This is a genomic window from Rhizobium herbae, from assembly GCF_019511375.1.
Taxonomy (GTDB): domain Bacteria; phylum Pseudomonadota; class Alphaproteobacteria; order Rhizobiales; family Rhizobiaceae; genus Pararhizobium; species Pararhizobium herbae_A.
In genome coordinates this window covers 975389-997953 of the sequence record NZ_JAEUAO010000001.1, presented here as the reverse complement: position 1 = coordinate 997953, position 22565 = coordinate 975389, and the positions used below count along the sequence as shown (strand labels likewise).

Here is a 22565-nt window from a genome sequence, read left to right as displayed (position 1 = left end):
ATTTATCGCTTCTCCTACGTTCGGCTTCAACTTTTTATTCACGGTCGCTTGCGGAGTGCCGGTGTCTCGTCAACCTGTGAATTGCGGGTATGATGCGCAGCCTTGCTGGCGCGGCCCGTCGTTGCCGCTTATATGGAAGCCGGCCCAGAGGTATTCATGCGCTTTTCCAACTCCTTTCTCGACGAGATCCGCGACCGCGTTCCGATATCGGACGTTATCGGCAAGCGCGTGACCTGGGACCGCAAGAAGACCAATGCCTCGAAGGGCGACTATTGGGCCTGCTGCCCGTTTCACGGTGAAAAATCGCCGAGCTTCCACTGCGAGGACCGCAAGGGCCGCTACCATTGCTTCGGCTGCGGCGTGTCGGGCGATCATTTCCGCTTCTTGACCGATCTCGACGGCATGGCTTTTCCCGAAGCCGTGCAGCAGATCGCCGACCTTGCCGGCGTCGCGATGCCGCAGCCCGATGTCGAGGCCGAGAAGCGCGACCGCCAGCGCACCGGCCTGCAGGACGTCATGGAAATGGCGACGCAGTTCTTCGAAGCCCAACTGCAGACCGCCGGTGGCGCCAGGGCGCGGGCCTATCTGCGCGATCGGGGTCTCACCGGCCGCACGATCGAGACCTTCCGGCTCGGTTATGCTCCCGAAAGCCGCAACGCGCTGAAGGAGCATCTTGCGGCCAAGGGCGTGCCGAAGGACCAGATCGAGGCTTGCGGTCTCGTCGTCCACGGCCCCGACATCCCGGTCTCCTACGACCGCTTCCGCGACCGCATCATGTTCCCGATCCTGTCGTCGCGCGAAAAGGTCATCGCCTTCGGCGGCCGTGCGATGTCGCCGGATGCGCCGGCCAAGTACCTCAATTCCAACGAGACCGAGCTCTTCCACAAGGGCAACGTGCTCTACAATTTCGCCCGCGCCAGGCGGGCAATGTCCGGGGTCAACCGCGGCGGCAGCGCCGCGCAAAACGAAAATGCTGCCGGCACGATCATTGCGGTCGAAGGCTACATGGACGTCATCGCACTGCATCAGGCCGGCATCGAAAATGCGGTCGCGCCGCTCGGCACCGCGCTCACCGAAAACCAGATGGCGCTCTTGTGGAAGCTGACCCAGCAGCCGGTGCTCTGCTTCGACGGCGACAGTGCCGGCATCCGCGCCGCCAACCGGGCGGTCGATCTGGCCCTGCCGCATCTGAAGCCCGGCTTTTCCGTGCGCTTTGCCATGCTGCCGGATGGCAAGGACCCCGACGATCTCGTCCGCCACGAGGGCCGCGCGCCCTTCGACAAGGTGCTTGCCTCGGCCCGCTCGCTGTCGGAAATGGTCTGGCTGCGCGAGGCACAGGCCGGCAACTTCGACACGCCGGAGAGCCGGGCGCAACTGGAAGCGACGCTGAAGCAGGTCGTCTCCGTCATTGCCGATGAGAACGTCCGCCGCCATTACGGCCAGGATATCCGCGACCGCCTCAACCAGTTTTTTCAAGGTGCTTCTCGCCAGCAAAGCGGCCAGCGCGGTTTTGATCGCAACCAGCGCCAGGGCGGCGCAAGCCGGAATGGCGGGCAGGGGCGCGGCGGCCAGCAGGGCGCGCGCATGTCGGAACGCTCAGGCATCTCCGACCGGCTTGCCCGCTCGTCGCTCGTCAGCGGCCATCAGGCCTTGCCGCCGCTGAGGGAAAGCGTGCTGGCGCTCACCATCGTCAATCACCCGCAACTGCTGTTTGAGGAATATGACGAGATTTCCGCGATCGACTATGACAACCGCGACCTGCAGCGCTTCTGGTCGTCGGTGCTCAATGCCGCCGCTGCCAGGGGGCCGCGCCTGTCGCGTGAAAACCTCGTCGAGCAGCTGGAGGCCGAAGGCTTCGGCGAGCTTCTGAAGTCGCTCGACCAGCAGATCCGCTTTGCTCGCCTCTGGACCGCAACAACGGCCGCCGCCCCCGAGGATGCGCGCGAAGGCTATATCCAGGCGTTGTCCCTGCACAAGCGCACCAAGGCGCTGCTCTGGCAGCGCCGCGAACTCGAAAGCGAGCTCGCCTACGCCACCGAAGAGGGCGACGACGATGCCGTCAGCCAGATCCTGCGCAACCTGCAGGAGGTCCAGCTGGAGGTGACGCGGCTGGAAAACCAGGAGGCTATCATCGACGGCTTCGGCGTGCTGTCGGGACGGGTGAAGGGGCCGGCGGGGAAGTAGTCGATCGCCCGGTCAGGCGGTTGCGGCCTGCGCGCTCCTGCCGATGTTTCGGCCATATTGGTGGAACGGCAATTCAATGTAGACATAGGAGAGCCTTGAGACCAGCAAGGTCCCGATCAGCGTCGCGCAAACGAGAAACGCAAGTTGCGGCCAGGGGGCATGGATGCCGAGCACCTCGACTGCACGCAAGGCCATGATCAGGACGATCATGTGCGAGAGATAGACCGAGTAGGCCATGTTTCCCACCCACTGCAGCGGCCGCGCATGCGCCATCCTGCTGAAAAGCGCGGCCACCCCGCCGCTCGTTTCGCGGGCGCGGATCACCAGCATGACGACGGTTGCCCAGATCAGGTAAGGCAGGACGCCGATCGAGCGCTGCAGCAGCAATGCTGCCATGACGAGCGCCCATGTTTTCACGATCGGGATCAGTCGCAGGGGATGACCCTTCGTCTCCTCTCCCTGTATTTCATGAAGTAGAAGGTCGCGATCCCCAGGGTGAACGCCGGAAGCCACCCGCCGATGAAGCTTTCCGGCATCCGCGGCACGATAAAAGCTGTGACAAGCGCGCCGGCAATCAGTGACCCGCAGCGGACGGCATTCATCCTCGACGTCAGGAGGGAAATAAAGAAGGGCGCTATCAGGTAATATTGCCACTCCAGCGATATGCTCCAGGCCTGTCCCAGAAAGGCGTAGTCGGTCGAGGGCAGCAGGTGCTGCGGCACCAGACCATGCAGCGCCGGCAGGTGGGCTGCGAGATGCCAGGGCCAATAGGCGAGTGTATCGGCGGCGATCGTCGTCCTCGCCGCCTGCATCACGCCGGACGGGGCATCGAGCCAGGTCTCGAGGGCGAAATCGGCCAGAAGGACAGAGAGCGCCAGGTAGAACAGGTAGGCCGGGAAAATCCGCAACGCGCGGCGCGTGATGTAGAGCCCGTAGCGCTCCGGCTTCTTGTCGATCAAGGCAGCAATGGCAAAGCCGCTCAGGAGGATGAAGACGGTGACGGCGTGGAAATTGTAGAGCTTCGCTTCGATCAGGCGCCCATGGAGCGCCGACGCCGTTGCCACATGCCCGATCACCACCCAGATCGCCAAAACGCCGCGCAGGGCCTCGAATTCTCTTACATGCCGCATCAAATCACTGTTCATTCCGACTATCGTGCCTGGACCATGCAGGTGCACTGCAGCAATTTTTAGTCAGGCCGGAAAAATTGGTCGCGGCGCTTGATTTCGTCGCGGCCGAGAGAGAGCCGTTCGAATAGCTGCAGAGCAAGATCGCCTCTTGCCGACCGGCCGAGGAATTGCAAAAGTCGCCTCTCCAGGGGGAAGTTTGCACCGTTGCGTTGCAAGTCGCAGGAGGGATTTCATGACCACGATCACGCTGTTTGCCTTCGCACTCGTGTCGTTCATCGGCATCGCCACGCCCGGCCCCACCGTGCTTCTGGCGCTGACCAACGGTTCGCGCTTCGGCGTGCGCCGCGCGCTCATCGGCATGATCGGTGCGGTCCTGTCCGATTTCGTCCTGATCGGTGCCGTCGCGCTCGGGCTCGGCGCGCTGCTGGCTGCTTCCGAATTCTGGTTCTCCGTCGTCAAATGGATCGGTGCCGGTTATCTCGCCTTCCTCGGCATCATGCTGTTGCGCTCCAAGGGCTCCTTGAACGAGACGCTGCACGCCACGGCGCAGAACGGCTCAGGCTCGACACGCTCGATCTTCTTCAAAAGTTTCCTGGTCGCGGTCACCAATCCCAAGGGTTACCTGTTCTTCTCGGCCTTCCTGCCGCAGTTCATCGCGCCCGCCGAACCGCAGGTCCCGCAATATGCCGTTCTCGCCCTCGTCTTTGCGATGATCGATTTTCTCGTCATGTTCGGCTATGCGGCGCTCGGCTCGCAGGCCGTGCGGCTGCTGAAGACATCCGGCGCGCTCTGGCTCGACCGCATCTGCGGTGGCGCCCTTCTGGCGCTCGCCGGTTCGCTGGCGTTCTACCGGCGTGCCGCTGCGTGAACCCCGATTTGCCATCGGCCGGGGTATGGGGTCGCGGCAACGGCTGAAACTGTGCCATAGTCCCGCTCTCCCACGAAAGCGATTCCATGCCGCAGCCCCAAGACCGCATCGATCCCCTGTTCGAAAACGAAGGCGCGAAAAATCCGCTTGCCGTCCTGAAGCAGGTCTACGGCTATTCGGCCTTCCGCGGCAAGCAGGCGGCCGTCGTCGAAAGGGTCGTCGCCGGTGGCGATGCCGTCGTGCTCTTTCCGACGGGTGCCGGAAAATCGCTCTGTTTCCAGATCCCGGCGCTTTGCAGAGACGGCATCGGCATTGTCGTGTCGCCGCTGATCGCCCTGATGCGCGATCAGGTGGCGGCACTGAAGCAGCTCGGCGTCAGGGCGGCCGCGCTCAACTCGTCGCTGACGCGCGAGGAATTCCTCGATGTCCGCCGGGCGATTGCTAACGGCGCGCTCGATCTTCTCTATGTCACGCCCGAGCGCATCGTAACGCCCGCCTTCAAGGAGATGATCGGCACCGCGAGGATCGCGCTCTTTGCCATCGACGAAGCGCATTGCGTCTCCCAATGGGGCCATGATTTCCGCCCGGAATACCGGGAGTTGGGCCAGCTTGGCGAGCTCTATCCCGGCGTGCCGCGCATGGCGCTGACGGCAACGGCTGATCCGCATACCCGCGACGATATCATCGACAGGCTGGCCTTGCGCGGGGCGCAAGTCTTCACCACCTCGTTCGACCGCCCGAACATCGCCTATGAGATCGTCGAGCGCGACCAGCCGCGCCAGCAATTGCTGCGATTCCTGTCGCGCCACAAGGGCTCGAGCGGCATCGTCTATTGCCTCTCGCGCGCCAAGGTCGAGGATACCGCCGAATGGCTGAACGGGCAGGGTATCCGCGCGCTTGCCTATCATGCCGGCATGGACCGCAGCGTCCGCGATGCCAACCAGGACGCGTTCCTGAAGGAGGAGGACCTCTGCCTCGTCGCCACCGTCGCCTTCGGCATGGGCATCGACAAGCCGGATGTGCGCTACGTCGCCCATCTCGACCTGCCGGGCTCGGTCGAGGCCTATTACCAGGAAACCGGCCGTGCCGGACGCGACGGGCTGCCTTCCGATGTCTGGATGGCCTATGGAATGGCTGATGTCATCCAGCGCGGCCGGATGATCGACGAGGCCGGCTCGGCCGACGACATCAAGCGGGTCGAGCGCGCCAAGCTCAATGCGCTGCTTGCCATCTGCGAAACACCGACCTGCCGAAGACAAGCCATCCTGGCCCATTTCGGCGAGGCCCACGGCGGCAATTGCGGCAACTGCGACACCTGCGTCAAACCCGTCGAGACCTGGGACGGCACGGATGCCGCGATCAAGGCGCTGGCCGCCATCTACCGCACCGGCGAACGCTTCGGCACCGGCCATCTGATCGATGTGCTCCTTGGCACCGTCAACGAGAAGACGACACGCTTCGGCCACGCCGACATGCCGGTCTTTGGCGCCGGCAAGGATATTCCGTCGAAGACGTGGCAGTCGGTCTATCGGCAACTGCTCGCCGCCGGCCTCGTCAGTGTCGATCACCAGGCATTTGGCGCGTTGAAACTGCAGCCGGAGGCCCGCGCCGTGTTCAAACGCGAACGCGAGGTCCGTTTCCGCAAGGACAGGCCGACCACGGGCAAGTCACAGCGCAACGGCAAGTCGTCTCGCGCCGCCGTTGCGCGAACGGATATGTCTGATCGCGATCAGGAACTTTTCCAGAAACTGCGGACGCTGAGGGCTGGAATCGCCAAGGAGATGAACGTGCCGCCTTACGTCATCTTCCCCGATGCGACGCTGATCGCGCTCGCCAAGGAGCGGCCGGTGAGCAGTAGCGATCTTCTCGGCGTCCCCGGCATCGGCGAGACCAAGCGTGAGCGTTACGGTGCCGCCTTTCTGGAAGCGATCCGTGCGGCGGATTGACAACCGCCCGGTCAAGGTTTGCTGCCGCGGTTCAGCACCCTGTCAGTATTGCCACCTATCTCGGCAGTGCAACATCAACAACAGACAGGAAGCTCCATGTTTATCCGCAATGCATCCCTGGCGCTTGCCGCCCTTTTCATCGCCACCCCGGTTTTCGCCGCCACGACGATCAATGTCGTCGAAGACGGCGAGGGCGGCGGCAAGATGTCGCTGACGCTCGATCAGACCTCCGTCGAGGCAGGGCCGGCGGTCTTCAAGGTCCACAATGCCGCCTTGGGCGAGGAGCACGAAATGGTGCTGGTTCGTCTGAAATCGGCGGACGCAAAGATTCCGCTACTCACCAAGAAGCATCGCGTCGACGAAAAGCAGCTCCAATCGCTTGGTGAAGTTGAAGATCTTGCGCCGGGCGCCGATGGTCAGTTGAAGGCTGATCTCGAGGCCGGCACCTACCTGCTGCTCTGCAATCTCAAGGGCCACTACGAAGCGGGGATGCAGGCCGTTCTGACCGTCACCGACTGATCAGCGAATCGATTCAACGGATTGCAGCGTCTTCCTGCCATCGGCGGTGCGGACGCTGCAATTTGTGCGTTCGGTCGCCAGAGCGCCGAAAAGCCGCTGTTCTTCAGTGGCTTGGGCGAAAGCGCCGAAAGATTGATTCACCACCGTGCCTCGATCCGGCCAGTTGCTCACATCCTGACCGTCATCCCTCCGTCGACCGTCAGCACATGGCCGTTGACGAAGGAGGCGGCGTCGCTGGCAAGGAAGAGGGCGGCGCCGGCGATCTCGTCCGGCCGCCCCCAGCGCTCAACCGGAATGCGCTGGCGCACGAAGGGCATGAGGTCCTCGTCGGCTGCCATCGCGGCATTGGTCTCGGTTGCAAACCAGCCCGGCGCGATGGCATTGCTGGTGATGCCGTAGGGGCCGAATTCGACGGCCATTGACCGCATCAGCCCGGTCAGCCCCTGTTTGGCGATGGGATAGATGCCGTCGCCCGGCATCGCCGCCTGGCCGTTGATCGAGGTGATGGAGATCAGCCGGCCATGGTTTTGCCGCTTCATGATCGCGGCGGCATCGCGCGACAGCGTCGTGGCGGCGATGAGATCGGTGTGGATCAGGTCGACAATCGCCTCGTCGTCGAACTCCGCCAGCGGCCGCCGGTCGCGGGCGCCGACATTGTTGACGAGAATGTCGAGCCGCCCATGGCTGCGCTCGATGCCGCTGAGAGCAGCGCGCTGCGCCTGGCGGTCGGCGATGTCGAAAGCCGCAGCCTCCGCGCTGCCGCCGGCGGCCACGATGCGGCCCACCGCGTCCTCGAGCGTTTCTGCCGTGCGGCCGTTGACGACGACATGGGCTCCCGCCTCGGCAAATGCCCGGGCGATCTCCAGTCCGAGGCCGCGCCCGCCGCCGGTCACCAGTGCCACCCGGCCCTTCAGGGAAAATCTGTCGACTATGGTCATGGTTCTCTCGTCGCACAAAATACATCGCCTATCGACACCGAAATAGTTGACTCAGTCAATTATTTTCTCGATTCGCCGGACCAGCATGCTGCCATGACAGCCAGCGCGCGGCCGGGCGGGCTCCAACCGCCGGCTGTCGCGGCAACGCCGCGCCCTGCCGCCGTCTTCTGCTTTCTTCCGCGCGGGAATATGATAGGTCTCCATCGCAACCGGATCTCAGTTTGGAAAGCGACCTTCATGACCTCAGCCTTCGTCCAGCATCTCTCGTCCCAACTCGAGGGCCTGAAATCTGCGGGTCTCTACAAATCCGAGCGGGTGATAACCTCGAAACAGGCGGGCGAGATCGAGGTCGCCTCGGGTGCCAGGGTGCTGAATTTCTGCGCCAACAACTATCTCGGCCTCGCCAACAACGAGGAACTCGCCGAGGCCGGCAAACGGGCGCTGGACCGCTATGGCTACGGCATGGCATCCGTCCGATTCATCTGCGGAACGCAGGAGGAGCACAAGCAGCTCGAAGCGCGCATCTCCGCCTTCCTCGGCATGGAAGACACGATCCTTTATTCCTCTTGCTTCGATGCCAATGGCGGCCTGTTCGAAACGCTGTTGTCGGAGGAAGACGCGATCATCTCCGACGCGCTCAACCATGCCTCGATCATCGACGGCGTGCGCCTCTCCAAGGCCAAGCGCTTCCGCTATGCCAACAACGATATGGCAGCGCTTGAGGAGGAGTTGAAGAAGGCCGAAGGTTCGCGCTTCAAGCTGATCGCCACCGACGGCGTCTTTTCGATGGACGGCATCATAGCCAATCTCGCAGGGGTGTGCGATCTCGCCGAAAAATACGGCGCCATGGTCATGGTCGATGACAGCCACGCCGTCGGCTTCGTCGGCAAGCACGGCCGCGGCTCGGCCGAATATTGCGGCGTCGAGGGCAGGGTGGACATCATCACCGGCACGCTCGGCAAGGCGCTCGGCGGCGCCTCGGGCGGCTATACCTCGGCGAGGCGGGAAGTGGTCGACTGGCTGCGCCAGCGCTCGCGGCCCTATCTCTTCTCCAATACGCTCGCCCCGGTCATTGCGGCCGCCTCGCTCAAGGTCTTCGACCTGATCGACAATGGCGACGCCCTGCGCGCCCGGCTGGAGGCCAATGCCGCGCTGTTTCGCGCCGAAATGGGCAAGCTCGGCTTCACGCTTGCCGGCGAGGGCCATCCGATCATTCCGGTGATGCTGGGCGACGCGGCGCTGGCGCAGGAGATGGCAGCGAAGATGCTGGAAAAAGGCGTCTACGTCGTCGGCTTCTCCTTTCCCGTCGTGCCGAAGGGCCAGGCCCGCATCCGCACCCAGATGTCGGCGGCGCACAGCGAGGCGGACGTCCGCCGCGCGATCGCAGTATTCGAGGAAGTTGGCAAGGAACTGGGCGTGATTTGAGTTTGCCGTGGATCTGCCCCTCACCCTAACCCTCTCCCCGTAAACGGGGCGAGGGGACGAGACAGGGATCGGGGACGACGGAGTTTGCCGCTTGTCCCTTCTCCCCGCGCGCGGGGAGAAGGTGCCCGAAGGGCGGATGAGGGGCGGTTACAGGCACAGAGGGACAAGCAGATGACCAACATGATGAAAGCGCTCGTTAAGGCAAAACCTGAAGTCGGCCTCTGGATGGAGCATGTGCCGGTGCCGGAACCCGGGCCGAACGACGTGCTGATCAAGGTGAAGAAATCCGCCATCTGCGGCACGGACGTGCATATCTGGAACTGGGACCAGTGGGCGCAGAAGACCATTCCGGTGCCGATGGTGGTCGGCCACGAGTTCGTCGGCGAGATTGCCGAGATCGGCTCGGCGGTCACCAAGTACCATGTCGGCGAGCGGGTCTCGGGCGAGGGCCATATCGTCTGCGGCAAATGCCGCAACTGTCGCGCGGGCAGGGGGCATCTCTGCCGCAACACGCTCGGCGTCGGCGTGCATCGTCCCGGCTCATTCGGCGAATATGTCTGCATTCCGGAATACAATGTCGTGGCGATCCCCGATGAGGTGCCTGACGAGGTCGCCGCGATCTTCGATCCCTTCGGCAATGCCGTGCATACCGCGCTCTCCTTCGATCTCGTGGGCGAGGACGTGCTGGTCACCGGCGCCGGCCCGATCGGCATCATGGGCGCCATGGTGGCGAAACGCTCCGGCGCGCGAAAAGTCGTCATTACCGACATCAATCCGGTGCGCCTGGCGCTCGCCGAAAAGGTGGGCATCGACCATGTCGTCGATGCGTCCAAGGAAAATCTCAGCGATGTGATGACGCGCATCGGCATGACCGAGGGGTTCGATGTCGGGCTCGAAATGTCCGGTGCCGCACCGGCCTTCCGCGACATGATCGACAAGATGAACAATGGCGGCAAGATTGCCATCCTCGGCATCGCGCCGACCGGCTTCGAGATCGACTGGAACAAGGTCATCTTCAAGATGCTCAATCTCAAGGGCATCTATGGTCGCGAGATGTTCGAGACCTGGTACAAGATGATCGCCTTCGTCCAGGGCGGGCTCGACCTCTCGCCGATCATCACCCACCGCATCGGCATCGACGATTTTCGCGATGGTTTCGAGGCGATGCGCTCGGGCAATTCCGGCAAGGTGGTGATGGACTGGTAGGTCGTAAAACCACGTCTCGCCTGCGTCAGTGCCACGCGAGGCAGCAGCAGGTTTCAACTTGACGGGTGGTTTGCGTGAAGGGAAGCCTCCGAACCCTTGTCTTTTGGGGAACCCCTCCTACATTTCCGGCGTGGAACTGAATCTTTGAAGAGATGAGCTTGATTCAGCCTTTTTTGCCGTTTTGAACGGTTTTTCGCCGGAAATGCTTGACGGGACCGAAAATTGTGGGAATCACCATCTCTAATACAGTAGGTGAAATGGGTACGGCGGATACGATCAACCGGCGACGCTGTCGCAGCTGGCCGGTCTAACCTCGGTGTGACTATCGTGGTTAATCAGGAATTAAAGGTCATCCCGTTACGTCAGGGGTAATGATTCGCGGTGGGGAGCGATTGACGCGCCCGAGCCTCGAAAAAGTTTTGCACCGCTCACGCGTTGAATGCTGTCCAAGGAAAGCGACGAATACATGGCAACCAAAGTCAAAGAGAACGAAGAAGCAGAAGGCGAACGCGAAGGCGCACCCGACGGCCCGCTTCTCGATCTCTCCGATGACGCGGTCAAGAAAATGATCAAGGCCGCCAAGAAGCGCGGCTACGTCACCATGGACGAACTGAATGAAGTTCTGCCCTCCGACCAGGTCGACCCCGACCGGATCGAGGACATCATGGCGATGCTCAACGAAATGGGCATCAATGTCGTCGAGGACGAGGAAACCGAGGAGGGCGGGGCGGCCGGCGAGGAAGAGGACGGCGATGCCGACGCCGACAGCGAAGGCGGCGAACTTGCACCCTCCGGCGGCACGGCCGTTGCGACGACAAAGAAGAAGGAGCCGACCGATCGTACCGACGATCCGGTCCGCATGTACCTGCGCGAAATGGGCTCGGTCGAGCTGTTGTCGCGCGAAGGCGAAATTGCCATTGCCAAGCGCATCGAGGCCGGCCGCGAAACCATGATCGCCGGTCTCTGTGAGAGCCCGCTGACCTTCCAGGCGATCATCATCTGGCGCGACGAGCTCAACGAAGGCAACACGCTGCTGCGCGAGATCATCGATCTCGAAACCACCTATTCCGGTCCGGAAGCCAAGGCTGCCCCGCAGTTCCAGAGCCCGGAAAAGATCGAGGCCGACCGCAAGGCAGCCGAGGAGAAGGAAAAGAACCGCCGGCCGCGCGGCGGTGGCGACGACGACATCACCAATGTCGGCGGCGAGGGCCTGCCGCCGGAGGAAGAGGAAGAGGACGACGACGAATCGAACCTCTCGCTCGCCGCCATGGAAGCCGAACTGCGCCCGCAGGTGATGGAAACGCTCGACACCATTGCCGAGACCTACAAGAAGCTGCGCAAGCTGCAGGACCAGCAGGTCGAAGCCCGCCTTGCCGCGACCGGCACGCTGTCGCCCGCCCAGGAGCGCCGCTACAAGGAACTGAAGGACGAACTGATTACGGCGGTCAAGTCGCTGTCGCTCAACCAGAACCGCGTCGACAGCCTCGTCGAGCAGCTCTACGACATCAACAAGCGCCTCGTGCAGAACGAAGGTCGCCTGCTGCGTCTGGCTGAATCCTATGGCGTCAAGCGCGATTCGTTCCTCGAGCAGTATTCCGGCGCCGAACTCGATCCGAACTGGATGAAGTCGATCGCCAATCTGGCCGCCAAGGGCTGGAAGGAGTTCGCCAAGAACGAGAACACGATGATCCGCAACATCCGCGCCGAGATCCAGAATCTCGCGACGGAGACCGGTATCTCGATCTCGGAATTCCGCCGCATCGTGCACATGGTGCAGAAGGGCGAGCGCGAGGCGCGCATCGCCAAGAAGGAGATGGTCGAGGCCAACCTGCGTCTCGTCATCTCCATCGCCAAGAAGTACACCAACCGCGGCCTGCAGTTCCTCGACCTCATCCAGGAAGGCAATATCGGCCTGATGAAGGCGGTCGACAAGTTCGAGTATCGTCGTGGCTACAAGTTCTCGACCTATGCGACCTGGTGGATCCGGCAGGCAATCACCCGCTCGATCGCCGACCAGGCGCGCACGATCCGCATTCCGGTGCACATGATCGAGACGATCAACAAGATCGTCCGCACGTCGCGCCAGATGCTGCACGAGATCGGCCGCGAGCCGACGCCGGAGGAACTGGCCGAAAAGCTCGCCATGCCGCTCGAAAAGGTCCGCAAGGTCCTGAAGATCGCCAAGGAGCCGATCTCGCTCGAAACCCCGGTGGGCGACGAAGAAGACAGCCACCTCGGCGATTTCATCGAGGACAAGAACGCGCTTCTGCCGATCGATGCCGCCATCCAGGCGAACCTGCGCGAGACGACGACCCGCGTTCTCGCCTCGCTCACGCCGCGCGAGGAGCGTGTGCTGCGCATGCGCTTCGGCATCGGCATGAACACCGACCACACGCTGGAAGAAGTCGGCCAGCAGTTCTCGGTCACCCGCGAACGTATCCGCCAGATCGAAGCCAAGGCGCTCAGGAAGCTGAAGCACCCGAGCCGGTCGCGCAAGCTGCGGAGCTTCCTCGACAGTTAAACGGGCGCCAGTTGAAAAATGCAGAACCCGGTCGGTTTAAAGCTGGCCGGGTTTTTTGTGCCGTTCGCGTCTCGTGGTTCAGTGTGTGTCCGGGCGCAGGTGCCAGCGGCTTGTAATGCAGTCGGGCTGGCTCTGTCTTGAGTTCACTGCACCTCTCGATCGCCTCCCTTGCTTGTCCGCCTCGGCCGACAGGACTATACTTCTCCGCTTGCTAAAACCTCCAGTTTTCATTGTGCGCGTTCTGTTGAGTGAAATCGGCCGTCCGCTATGTCGGATGGCTTATCCGATGGGCGGGAGGCGGAGGCGTCAATCGCGGCGCCACCTTGAAGGTCGTGCCGCATGGGAGGTGTGCTATGACCATGTATATCATGCTGATCAACTGGACAGAGCAGGGGGTAAAGACGGTGCGCGACTCGCCGAAGCGTCTCGACGCGGCGAAAAAGCTGCTGAGTGACATGGGTGGTTCGTTCAAGGACTTCTATCTGACCATGGGCGAACATGACATGGTGGCGGTCTGCGAAGCGCCCGATGACGCGGTCGCTGCACGGTTTGCTCTGTCCCTCGGTTCGGCCGGCAATGTGCGCACGCGCACATTGAAGGCCTTCCCCGAGGCTGCCTACCGCGAACTGATCAACTCGCTGGGCTAGGCAGGTTTCGGCAAAGTGTCTCGCAGTTTTCCGATCAAAGCCTGCGACAAAACAACAAAAGCGAAGCTGATGAATCGTCGGCTAGCCAACGACAAAGCCTTCGCGGGGTGGGGAGAGCCATATGTCCGAAAAACCGATCAGGATACCTGGCCCCGACCATCCGATCACCATCACGCGGAACCCGGGTCGCGTGGTGGTGAAGGCGGGCGGAAAGACCCTGGCCGACAGCCGTAACGCCCTGACGCTGCGGGAATCCTCCTATCTGCCGGTGCAGTATATCCCGCGCGCCGATGTCGACATGGCGCTGCTGGAGCGGACCGACCACGCCACCTATTGCCCCTACAAAGGCGATTGTTCCTATTTCAGCGTGCCCTCCGGCGGCGAACGGCTGACCAACGCCGTCTGGTCCTACGAGGCGCCGCACGATGCGATGAGCGCCATCAAAGATCACCTGGCCTTCTATGCCGACCGTTTCGAGATATCCGAACACGAGGCTTGAGCGGGCAGGGCGCGGCTAACGGATTGCTAGGAACGCAAGACGCGGCGTGGTAGTGAACACCACGCCGGCCAGCCAGCCCGGCTGAACGTCCTTCCATCTGCGGCCGGTCACGCGCCGGCCAGTATCCGGCCATATCCACTCCTCATGCAGCAGACACTGAAAAACCGGCGGGGAACTTTTGGCGCGGGGCTCGTTGCCTCCGTTGCGCTGCATGTCGCAATCGCCGCGCTCATCCTCTTCCGTCTGCCGCCCGCCGCGCCGGAGCCGCGGAAGGAAGAGACGATCAAGGTCGAGATGGTGCCGGAACCGGAGAAGAAACCCGAGCCTTTGAAGAAACCGGCAGAGAAGAAGGCGAAGCCGGAGAAAGAGCCCGAACCCGAGAAGAAAACGGCGCAGAAGCCGCAGGCCGAAATGAAGCCGCAGGAAAAAACGGCGACCCGGGCCGGTGTCGAGCAGCGCCACGCCGAGAATCAGCCCGCGTCGCAGAGGAACCAGCCGCAGGCCTTCGAATCCGCCGCGAGAGAGGGCGGCACGGAAGCGGGCGGCGCGCGACCGGAGCCGCTGCCGAGGCCCGAGGTCGAGCCGCGCTCCGACCGCGCAACACCGCCGGTCGACAGCAAGGTGACGGAGAAAGCCGCGAAGGAGATCCAGAAGCCGGACACCTCCGGGGAGACGCCGAAGGCCGCCAAGCCCCCCGAACTCGATCTTCCCGAAACCGAAGATGCCGACCAGACCCTGAACGAAGGCGTGGCGGCCATACGCACGGTGCCGAAGCCGCTGTCGAAACCGGAGCAAAAGCCGTCCGACGTCGCGCTGGCAAATCCGAAACAGCCCGCCTCGGCCGACGCCACGGCAGCCGATGCGAGGCCGCTGCTGCCGCCGTCCGATCTGCCGAAGGCCAGGGAATTGTTTACAGCCGACGCACTCTCGAATCCGCGGGTGCGCCAGGCGCTCGGCAAACTGCCGCCAAACCGCCGGATCGTACAAATTTGTAACTTCGAGATGTTGGAGCAAATACGCCACGCACGACCGGAAACCCTGCCCGAAGGCATTGTGCCCTTTTCCGAGGGAGGCGGGCTCATCTCCGGCCAGACATTGCGTGCCACCGGCGGCGCCTTTGTGAGCCGCCGGGTTTGGCGCGATATCGAGTTCGAGTGTACCGTGGATGAGGAGTTTCGGCGTGTAACATCGTTCCGTTTCGCCATCGGCAACGTCATTTCGGAGGGCGAGCGGAAGTCGCGCGGCCTGCCTGACGATTGACCCGCCGCCGCCTCCAACCTGCTATTTGTAGAACCCTTCGCGCAGATTTATGCCGTGCTCCAGCCAGACCTTCATGGCGCACAGCGCGCCGGTCCAGCCCTCGCAATTGCCGTAGGATGCCTTGAGGGCACCAGCCGTCTCGCGCCAGCCTTCCTCTGAAATCGTCACCAGCGTCCGGTTTCCGTCGACGGGCTCGAAGGTCATCGTCACGGTCGTGTCATAGCCCGCGCCCGCATTGTCGGCCTCCATCCGGTTGGCTTCATTGGCGGCCCATTGCAGCACGATCTTCTTGTCCTTGACGACATCGACCACCTTCACCGGGAAGGCCCCGGGAAAGTCGTGAAAATCCCATGTGACGGTGGCGCCGGTCTCGATCCGGCCCTTGGCGCCGCCGGTGGTGAAATAACGCGACAATTGCGCGGGGTCGATGACCGCCTCGAAAACCTCCGAGACCGGCTTGGCGATCCGGCCCGCGACCTTGAACTTCAGTTCCATGATCCTTCCCTCCTGTTTTCTGCTTGTTTCCGGTCCCATTATGTTATAAAAATATAACATGTCAATCGATGAAAAAAACGACTTGATCTTCAAGGCCTTGGCCGCCTCCAGCCGGCGTGCGATGCTCGATATGCTGAAGGATCATCCACAAACGACGGGCGAATTATGCGCGCGTTTTCCCGACCTCGACCGCTGCACGGTGATGCAGCATCTCAAGGTTCTGGAGCAGGCAGAGCTCGTCATCGTCCGCCGCGAGGGCCGCGAGCGGTGGAACTATCTCAATCCGCTGCCGATCAAGGAGATTCACGACCGTTGGATCGGTCCCTATGCCGCCCAGGCGGTGAGCCTGCTCGGGCGGCTGAAGGACGATCTGGAGAGGTGAAAGCTGTTACCGGCCCGCCGCCTTTTCCAGCCCCGTCTCGACCGAAACCCGTCATTCGCCATCGCTAAACAAAAAGAAGCGCGCTACAATGCGGCAGACGTAGACGCGTTCGTAGGGGGTATGCAATGGCGCAATCGATCCATCCTGCCGCAACTCATCACCTGCCGATTTTCATCACCGAACCCGGGCAAACCGACTATCTCTTCAATGGGGTCGTGATCTTCCTGCTGGTCGCCGTGCTCGTCGTCGGCAACCTGTATTTTCAGCTTCATGCCCTTCCCGAGCGCCGGGCCCACCGGACCAGCAAGGTTCAGATGGAGATCGTCGCCATTCTGGCCCTGATCTCGCTTTTCACGCACAACCATATCTACTGGATTGCCGGCCTGCTGCTCGCCTTCATCGAGATCCCGGATTTCTCGACGCCGCTCAACTCGATCGCCCAGTCGCTGGCGAAACTCTCGCGGCGCGACGCCGAAAAAACCGAGGAGCCGGAACCGCTGCCTGAAGAGCCTGAGGAGCCTGAGGAGGCAACCCAATCTCCGCCCAGGATAGTCGGACACGGTGGAGGGATCTGAACATGTTCGAGTTGATACTCTGCTCGATGCTGACTGTCTTGCCCGACTATCTCTATCGCCGATATGCCCAGGGAAAGCGGATCGGCCGCGAAATCAACCTTTACACCGTGTGGTACGAGCTGCGCTGGGGCATTACCGCCTGCCTGGTGCTCACCGTCTCGCTCATCACCATGATCTTCTACTTTCATCCCTCGACAAAGAGCGTCACGGCGGTCTTCCGCACTGTGACGATCCTGCCGGAAACGGTCGGCCGCGTCGAAGAGGTCTATGTCGGCCCCAACCAGAAGGTGGGAGCCGGCGCTCCGCTCTTCCGGCTCGACGGCTCCGAGCAGAAGGCCGCGATCGAGACCGCCCGCCGCCGCATCGCGGAAGTCGATGCGGCGATGGACGTGGCGCGCACCGAACTGGCGGGCGTCGATGGCCTGATCCAGGAGGCGCAGGGCGCCTACCAGATGGCGGTGGACGAATACGCGATGAAGTCGGAGCTGCTGAAGACCGATGCGGTGGCAAGGCGCGAGGTCGAACGCCTGCAGACGTCCATCGACAGCCGCAAGGGCGCCGTTGACGCCGCACTGGCAAAGAAGAAGACGCTCGAGACGCAGATCGCCGTGCTGCTGCCGGCGCAAAAGGCGAGCGCCGAAGCCGCCGAAAAGCAGGCTCAGGTCGAGCTCGACAAGACGCTCGTCAAGGCCGGCGTCGCCGGTTCCGTTCAGCAGTTCACGCTGCGGCCCGGCGATATCGTCAACTCGATGCTGCGGCCCGCCGGTATCCTCGTGCCGGAGGAGGCGGGGCGCGTCGCTCTCATCGCGGGTTTCGGGCAGATCGAGGCGCAGGTGATGAAGCCGGGAATGATTGCCGAGGCGACCTGCGTCGGCAAGCCGTTCACCATCCTTCCAATGGTCGTCACCGTCGTTCAGGATGTCATTGCGGCCGGACAATTGCGGCCGACGGATCAGCTCGTCGATGTTCAGCAAATGGGCAAGCCCGGAACGCTCACGGTCTTCCTGGAGCCGCTCTATGGCGGGGAACTGGAAGGCATTCCACCGGGAAGCAGCTGCATCGCCAATGCCTATACGAACAACCACGAGGCACTCGCAGACGAGAACATCGGCATGCTGAAATGGCTATACCTTCATGTGGTCGACGGGGTCGGGCTCGTGCACGCCATGATCCTGCGCATGCAGGCGGTGCTGCTGCCGGTGCAGACGCTCGTCTTTTCGGGTCATTGAGCGGAAGCAAGCCGCAAAGTTCCCCTAAAGGAGCGGCAAGATAGGGGTGAGGCGGCCGCAGTCGTGTTGCTTCAGGACGTCGAACCGAGCGGACGCGTGCCCGCAAGTCCGTTCGTTCCGCTGTTTGCGCTTGCCCACTTGCCAATGTGGGGGCATTCTTAAAGCCGGTAAGGCGAGAGGTCGGGCCTTGCAGCGCTTGATCCGGGCCTTCGCGGCAGCGCGCAGGCCGAGTGCTGTTTTGCCTTCGAGCAGGCCGTTCGCGGCCGCATGGGCCTTGAAGCACGTGTCGTGCCGCCTTTGCGATCGGGCGAGGAGGTTGCCCATGTCTACGTTTTCCATCGACCATCCGTTACAACCGGGCGATCGGGTCCCCAACATCGTGCTTGACGCGATCTCGCACGAGGGGAAGGTCGCACTTGATGATTTTCGCGGCCGCAGCCCGTTGCTGATCGGCCTGTTTCGAGGCCTGCATTGCCCGTTCTGTCGGCGCCATGTGGCGGCGATGGCAGACCTCAACGCAGCCCTGCGCGAGAGAGGCGTCCAGTCTCTGGCGGTGGTCAACACCCCGGTCGAGCGCGCGCGCCTCTATTTCCGCTACCACCCGATACCCGATCTTCTTGCCGCCTCAGACCCGGCGCGGGCCTCTCACCGCGCCTTCGGCTTGCCGATCATCGAATTCACGCAGAATGAGACGGACTGGCCGCGCAAGGTCGGGATGGACGAGGTCATGACGATGCGGGTCGACATGCCCGACGAATTGCCCGAACCGATGGACCCGCCCACGGCGGGGGACCTTCTGAGCGAGAAGGACGGCTACGAAATGACGGAAGCCGACCGGCAAGTGAGCTTGACCGGCCACATGCAGCTTGTCGGCCATTTTCTGCTTGATCGCGAAGGCGTGGTGCGCTGGAGCTTCACGGAAGTTGAACAGGAAGGCCGCAACATTTGCCGGGCACTGAACCCGCAAGAACTGATGTCGGCAGCGAGCGAGGTTGTGCATTGACTCAGGCGCCCCCTCTTCTCCCCAGCGGGGAGAAGGTGGCCCCCCGGGTCTTGCCTTTGGCAAGCCCGAGGACAGGCTCCGCGCCGGATGAGGGGGGCGGCTGGCGCCGAGTTCGCCGAGAAACCGGGTTTTTTTCAGGTGCTGTCGTGTACGACCCCGCAAAGGACGCTATAGAGCTTTGAAATTTCTGCACAATTCTAAAATCGAATAGATTTGAGGAATTCTGCAGCGAGGCGCCTGGCCTCCGCCCCTTGTACCCAAACTCAGGCGGCAGTCAGCTTGCTGCCTCTTCTCCCCGGCGGGGAAGTGGGAGTTCGTCGCAAGCGCTTTCACTCCATATGCGATAGCCCCCCGCAAGGGGGAGATGCCCGGCAGGGCAGAGGGGGGTGAAACGGCCACTGTCCATGTTTGTGCTGTCTGGACCTTTAAGACCGCAGCACTTTGAAAACGCTTCATAATTTCCTCCTTGAATCGATTCCGATTGAAGCAACCATGCCACGGCCGTCACCCGCAAAATTTTCCCCGTTCATCCCCGCCCTTGGCGCCCGTGCCATACTCCTCCCGTCCCGCCATCGGATACACCGGAGTGCGTTGCCGGCGAGGCGGGGCCGGTGCCCGGGTGATTTGGCGAAACGCACGCGAAATCTCCGGGGCTGCGTGAAAGGCGGTTCTCCTCCGGTCCGCAAATGGGCTGGGCGTGCCGGGCATGTCACACCACGGGCGGTTCACCCCGCCGGGCGGCTTTGCCACCCAAGGGTCAAGGGCATGCCCCACCATATTGAAAGGCCTGGCGGATAAGAGGCCGGGCCGGGGCATTGGAGGCTTCTCGCTGGAGAAGCGCAGAAGAACCTGAGAAGCGCGGCAAAAGACACCGAAACGGGGCACATCGCGTGTCACCTACTCCTACTTACCTGAGGCACCCGATGTGCCCCGGCCGATCCCGCCTGGCTCCTTGAGGCCGGCGAACCGAAATGATCTGAAGCACGGGCGAAAAAGCCGCCGCGTGAACGAGAAGGTGTGTCCGCATGGAAGAGCAGACAAAAAAGGAAGAGCCGGTGCAGCGTAAAATCCTGTGGGGCAAGCAGATGCCGTTTCCACAGTTCGTCGTGCTGTCGCGCATGGCCGTGAACAAGATCCGGATTTCCCCCTTCTGCGGCTTGCGCCGCTGCGCTCGCAAGGGACGCTGCGCCGGCAAGCTGGTGCGACGGAAAATCCCGCGGGATCTTGGCGGCAACGATGATCTTACCGTCTGGCTGCCGCTCTGCATTGCCGGTGCCGATGATGAGTGGCTGGAGGGCTTCATCGCTTATTGGGACGCCTGCCGCGACGAGTATTTCGAGCGCCCCATTCGCCCGCCGGAGGCTGAGCCCGAGATCCCGCCGCTGTGCGAGGAGTGGCCGCATGCCGATGCGTGCGATCCGCAGACGCTGCCGCCATTTCTCTATCCTCTCGGTTGACGATCCGGCTTGCCGCGCCATTTGGCTTGGCATGTTTCACAGTGGAGGAAACCGCAAATGCATTATGTCGATGGATTTGTTCTCGCCGTGCCGAAAGACAATATCGAAGCCTACAAGCACATGGCCCGTACCGCCGGCGAGGTCTGGAAGGAGTATGGGGCCTTGTCCTATGTCGAGTGCATCGGTGACGACGTGCCCTATGGCGAACTTACCTCCTTCCCGCGCGCGGTGCAGGCGAAGGAGGACGAGGTCGTCGTGTTTTCCTGGATCACCTATCCCTCGCGCGAGGCGCGCGACGAGATCAACGCCAAGGTCATGGCCGACCCGCGGCTTGCCAGCGACAAATGGACCATGCCCTTCGACGGCAAGCGGCTGATCTATGGTGGCTTCAAGAGCTTCATGGAACTATGACTATTCCGTTTTTCAACGCTCAACCGACAATCCCGCCCGCCATTGCCGCGGGCGGGCCGGAAGAAAGACAATGCCACAGACCACCATCACGCTCTCCACCCGCGGCTCCGGCCTCTACGAATTCACTGAGGAGGCGCAGGCCTTTGTCCGCGAGAGCGGGCGGGAGGAGGGGCTGCTCACCGTCTTCGTCCGCCACACCTCCTGTTCGCTCCTCATCCAGGAAAATGCCGATCCGGACGTGAAGCACGATCTCGACCGGTTCTTCAAACGGCTGGTGCCGCCGTCGACCGATCCGTCGATGCGCTGGATCGTCCACACGGCGGAAGGACCCGACGACATGCCGGCCCATATCAAGGCGGCGCTGACGCAGGTCTCCATCGGCATTCCGGTGGCCGACGGCCGGCTGCTGCTCGGCACCTGGCAGGGCCTCTATCTGTTCGAACACCGCGACCGGCCGCACCGGCGCGAGGTCGTCCTTTATCTTGGCTAATGCACATCGGCAGGGCAGAGGGGGGGGTGACGGCCACTGTCGTGGCTGAGCAATCCATTTTGACGCGATGCGCTGTGGGCTTTGCGCTGGACAAACGGGCAGCGGCCGTTACAGTCTGGCCAAGACATCACTTTTCTTTTCGTCGCCCATTCCCGGAACAAAATCAGGGCTTTGGGGTTGATTCGTGCCGCAAGGCTCTGGCCTGACTGATCGAAGGGAAGTTCATTGACTGACGCGCAGACGATCGCCAGCCGCTTCATGGAGGCCCTGAACGAGCGGGATTTCGACACGCTTGCCACCTTTCTCGCCGAGGACGTGGCGCTTGATTCGCTGACGGGACAGCGGACTATCGGCGCCGGACCGCTACGCATGAGCGTCATGAGCTATTTCCGCCATTTCGACGAGACCTTCGGCGACATGGTGCTGATGCACGATGGCTTCGGCCAGCGCATCGCCATAGATGCCACCGCCCGCGGCACCTACCGCGAAACCATGCCCGGCTTCCCCGCCGCCAGCGGTCAATCCTATTCGATCCCGAGCGTCTTCGTCTTCGAAATCGAAAACGGCGCCGTCACCCGGCTCAGCCACTACCGCAACATCCGGGTCTTCGAAAAAGAACTCGCCCGCTAACCTCACGCTTCCCGCGCGATTTGCTCCCAGCATCGGTCGCCTGAACCGCCGATGAACGGTGGATTCTGGTTCCGTTCAGCCGCCCCGGCTTATCTTTTGCTCCATGCCCCGAAGCAAAAACAACGGGCGGACGTTTGAATTTGACCCAACACGGAGAAACATTCATGAGACGGATTCTTACAAAACTGGCACTTGCCGGCTTCATCGGTCTGACGGGTCTCGGCGCAACGGTCGTCCCGGCTGCCGCCGAAACGCTGACATTCGGCATCCATTCCGGCGGCGTCGTCGATGTTCAGTACCGCGAAGGCTATCGCGACGAACGCGACTGGGGCTGGGATCGCCGCCATCGCCCGGACTGGGGTGACGGCTGGGGTCGTGAGCGCCGCGGTCGTTGTGCTCCGTGGCTTGCGGTCGACAAGGCACGTGACTACGGCCTGCGCCGGGCCTACGTCGCCGACGTCTCGTGGCGCCGCGTCGTCGTCGAGGGCCGCCGCCATGGCGACTATCGCCGGATCGTCTTTGCCAATGCGCGCGGCTGCCCGGTGATCGGCCGCTAGCAGCAAGTTTGCCGTCCTGAGGCTGGCATCAGCGGCCGGTCGGCAGACCCCAATTCTTTCCGCCTTGTCACCCCCGGCCGGCGGAAGTCTCGCCCCTCGCGGTCTACCCGCGAGGGGCGTCTTGTTTTAACGCCGTCGGTTGCACTCGGAGCGGGCCGCGCGATGTCCATTGCCTCGGCGCAGTAGCATCCTC

23 protein-coding genes are annotated in these 22565 nt (G+C 62.6%); 19 read left to right on the top strand and 4 right to left on the bottom strand.

What is annotated here, in order from left to right; translation table 11 throughout:
* Positions 1–156: 156 nt before the first annotated feature.
* Positions 157–2184 (top strand): DNA primase, encoded by a 2028-nt coding sequence (dnaG, locus tag JNB71_RS04850; protein WP_220370676.1) that lies wholly within the window; start codon positions 157–159, stop codon positions 2182–2184.
* A gap of 12 nt (positions 2185–2196) precedes the next feature.
* Here the strand turns inward: dnaG and JNB71_RS24380 are convergent, their stop codons facing one another.
* Both JNB71_RS24380 and JNB71_RS24375 read right to left on the bottom strand, forming a co-directional pair.
* Positions 2197–2580: an acyltransferase family protein gene (locus JNB71_RS24380; protein ID WP_223215747.1), complete on the bottom strand. Its 384-nt coding sequence runs from the start codon at positions 2578–2580 to the stop codon at positions 2197–2199.
* Between the two features lie 29 nt (positions 2581–2609).
* Positions 2610–3329 (bottom strand): acyltransferase family protein, encoded by a 720-nt coding sequence (locus JNB71_RS24375; protein WP_223215746.1) that lies wholly within the window; start codon positions 3327–3329, stop codon positions 2610–2612.
* Positions 3330–3546: 217 nt separating this feature from the next.
* Between JNB71_RS24375 and JNB71_RS04840 the strand changes: the two genes are divergently transcribed.
* The 3 genes from JNB71_RS04840 (at position 3547) to JNB71_RS04830 (ending at position 6647) form a co-directional block, all read left to right on the top strand.
* Positions 3547–4182, top strand: coding sequence for a LysE family translocator (locus JNB71_RS04840; protein WP_220370675.1), 636 nt, complete (start codon positions 3547–3549; stop codon positions 4180–4182).
* A gap of 86 nt (positions 4183–4268) precedes the next feature.
* Complete coding sequence (gene recQ / locus JNB71_RS04835; protein ID WP_220370674.1) at positions 4269–6128, top strand: DNA helicase RecQ; 1860 nt, start codon at positions 4269–4271, stop codon at positions 6126–6128.
* A gap of 96 nt (positions 6129–6224) precedes the next feature.
* A complete protein-coding gene (locus tag JNB71_RS04830) occupies positions 6225–6647 on the top strand; it encodes a plastocyanin/azurin family copper-binding protein (protein WP_220370673.1) in 423 nt (140 codons plus the stop codon).
* A 167-nt stretch (positions 6648–6814) separates the two neighbouring features.
* On the opposite strand, the gene JNB71_RS04825 is transcribed toward JNB71_RS04830, so the two are convergent.
* Entirely contained in the window at positions 6815–7585 is a 771-nt protein-coding gene (locus JNB71_RS04825; protein WP_220370672.1) for an SDR family oxidoreductase, read from the bottom strand.
* Positions 7586–7822: 237 nt separating this feature from the next.
* Between JNB71_RS04825 and JNB71_RS04820 the strand changes: the two genes are divergently transcribed.
* The 6 genes from JNB71_RS04820 to JNB71_RS04795 all read left to right on the top strand — a co-directional run bounded on the left by JNB71_RS04820 (position 7823) and on the right by JNB71_RS04795 (position 15143).
* Positions 7823–9010, top strand: a complete 1188-nt coding sequence (locus tag JNB71_RS04820; RefSeq protein WP_220370671.1) for a glycine C-acetyltransferase — start codon at positions 7823–7825, stop codon at positions 9008–9010.
* A 171-nt stretch (positions 9011–9181) separates the two neighbouring features.
* Complete coding sequence (gene tdh, locus JNB71_RS04815) at positions 9182–10216, top strand: L-threonine 3-dehydrogenase (protein ID WP_220370670.1); 1035 nt, start codon at positions 9182–9184, stop codon at positions 10214–10216.
* Between the two features lie 466 nt (positions 10217–10682).
* Positions 10683–12737, top strand: a complete 2055-nt coding sequence (rpoD, locus tag JNB71_RS04810; protein ID WP_220370669.1) for an RNA polymerase sigma factor RpoD — start codon at positions 10683–10685, stop codon at positions 12735–12737.
* Positions 12738–13090: 353 nt separating this feature from the next.
* Positions 13091–13384 (top strand): GYD domain-containing protein, encoded by a 294-nt coding sequence (locus JNB71_RS04805; RefSeq protein ID WP_220370668.1) that lies wholly within the window; start codon positions 13091–13093, stop codon positions 13382–13384.
* 121 nt (positions 13385–13505) lie between these two features.
* Positions 13506–13883: a DUF427 domain-containing protein gene (locus JNB71_RS04800; protein ID WP_220370667.1), complete on the top strand. Its 378-nt coding sequence runs from the start codon at positions 13506–13508 to the stop codon at positions 13881–13883.
* 294 nt (positions 13884–14177) lie between these two features.
* Positions 14178–15143: a DUF930 domain-containing protein gene (locus tag JNB71_RS04795; RefSeq protein WP_220370666.1), complete on the top strand. Its 966-nt coding sequence runs from the start codon at positions 14178–14180 to the stop codon at positions 15141–15143.
* Between the two features lie 21 nt (positions 15144–15164).
* Here JNB71_RS04795 and JNB71_RS04790 read toward each other — a convergent pair whose 3' ends face one another.
* Positions 15165–15638: an SRPBCC domain-containing protein gene (locus tag JNB71_RS04790; RefSeq protein ID WP_018327027.1), complete on the bottom strand. Its 474-nt coding sequence runs from the start codon at positions 15636–15638 to the stop codon at positions 15165–15167.
* A 58-nt stretch (positions 15639–15696) separates the two neighbouring features.
* Here JNB71_RS04790 and JNB71_RS04785 point away from each other — a divergent pair, with 58 nt between their 5' ends.
* The 9 genes from JNB71_RS04785 to JNB71_RS04745 all read left to right on the top strand — a co-directional run bounded on the left by JNB71_RS04785 (position 15697) and on the right by JNB71_RS04745 (position 22372).
* Positions 15697–16020: an ArsR/SmtB family transcription factor gene (locus tag JNB71_RS04785; RefSeq protein ID WP_220370665.1), complete on the top strand. Its 324-nt coding sequence runs from the start codon at positions 15697–15699 to the stop codon at positions 16018–16020.
* A gap of 125 nt (positions 16021–16145) precedes the next feature.
* Entirely contained in the window at positions 16146–16595 is a 450-nt protein-coding gene (locus JNB71_RS04780; protein ID WP_220370664.1) for a hypothetical protein, read from the top strand.
* 2 nt (positions 16596–16597) lie between these two features.
* Entirely contained in the window at positions 16598–17824 is a 1227-nt protein-coding gene (locus JNB71_RS04775; RefSeq protein WP_220370663.1) for an HlyD family secretion protein, read from the top strand.
* 322 nt (positions 17825–18146) lie between these two features.
* Complete coding sequence (locus tag JNB71_RS04770; RefSeq protein ID WP_220370662.1) at positions 18147–18827, top strand: redoxin family protein; 681 nt, start codon at positions 18147–18149, stop codon at positions 18825–18827.
* A 1025-nt stretch (positions 18828–19852) separates the two neighbouring features.
* Positions 19853–20284, top strand: coding sequence for a hypothetical protein (locus JNB71_RS04765; protein WP_220370661.1), 432 nt, complete (start codon positions 19853–19855; stop codon positions 20282–20284).
* Positions 20285–20341: 57 nt separating this feature from the next.
* Positions 20342–20695, top strand: a complete 354-nt coding sequence (locus JNB71_RS04760; RefSeq protein WP_220370660.1) for a DUF1428 domain-containing protein — start codon at positions 20342–20344, stop codon at positions 20693–20695.
* Between the two features lie 70 nt (positions 20696–20765).
* Entirely contained in the window at positions 20766–21185 is a 420-nt protein-coding gene (locus JNB71_RS04755) for a secondary thiamine-phosphate synthase enzyme YjbQ (RefSeq protein ID WP_220370659.1), read from the top strand.
* 225 nt (positions 21186–21410) lie between these two features.
* A complete protein-coding gene (locus JNB71_RS04750; protein WP_220370658.1) occupies positions 21411–21815 on the top strand; it encodes a ketosteroid isomerase-related protein in 405 nt (134 codons plus the stop codon).
* A 164-nt stretch (positions 21816–21979) separates the two neighbouring features.
* Positions 21980–22372 (top strand): hypothetical protein, encoded by a 393-nt coding sequence (locus JNB71_RS04745; protein ID WP_220370657.1) that lies wholly within the window; start codon positions 21980–21982, stop codon positions 22370–22372.
* Positions 22373–22565: the final 193 nt, after the last annotated feature.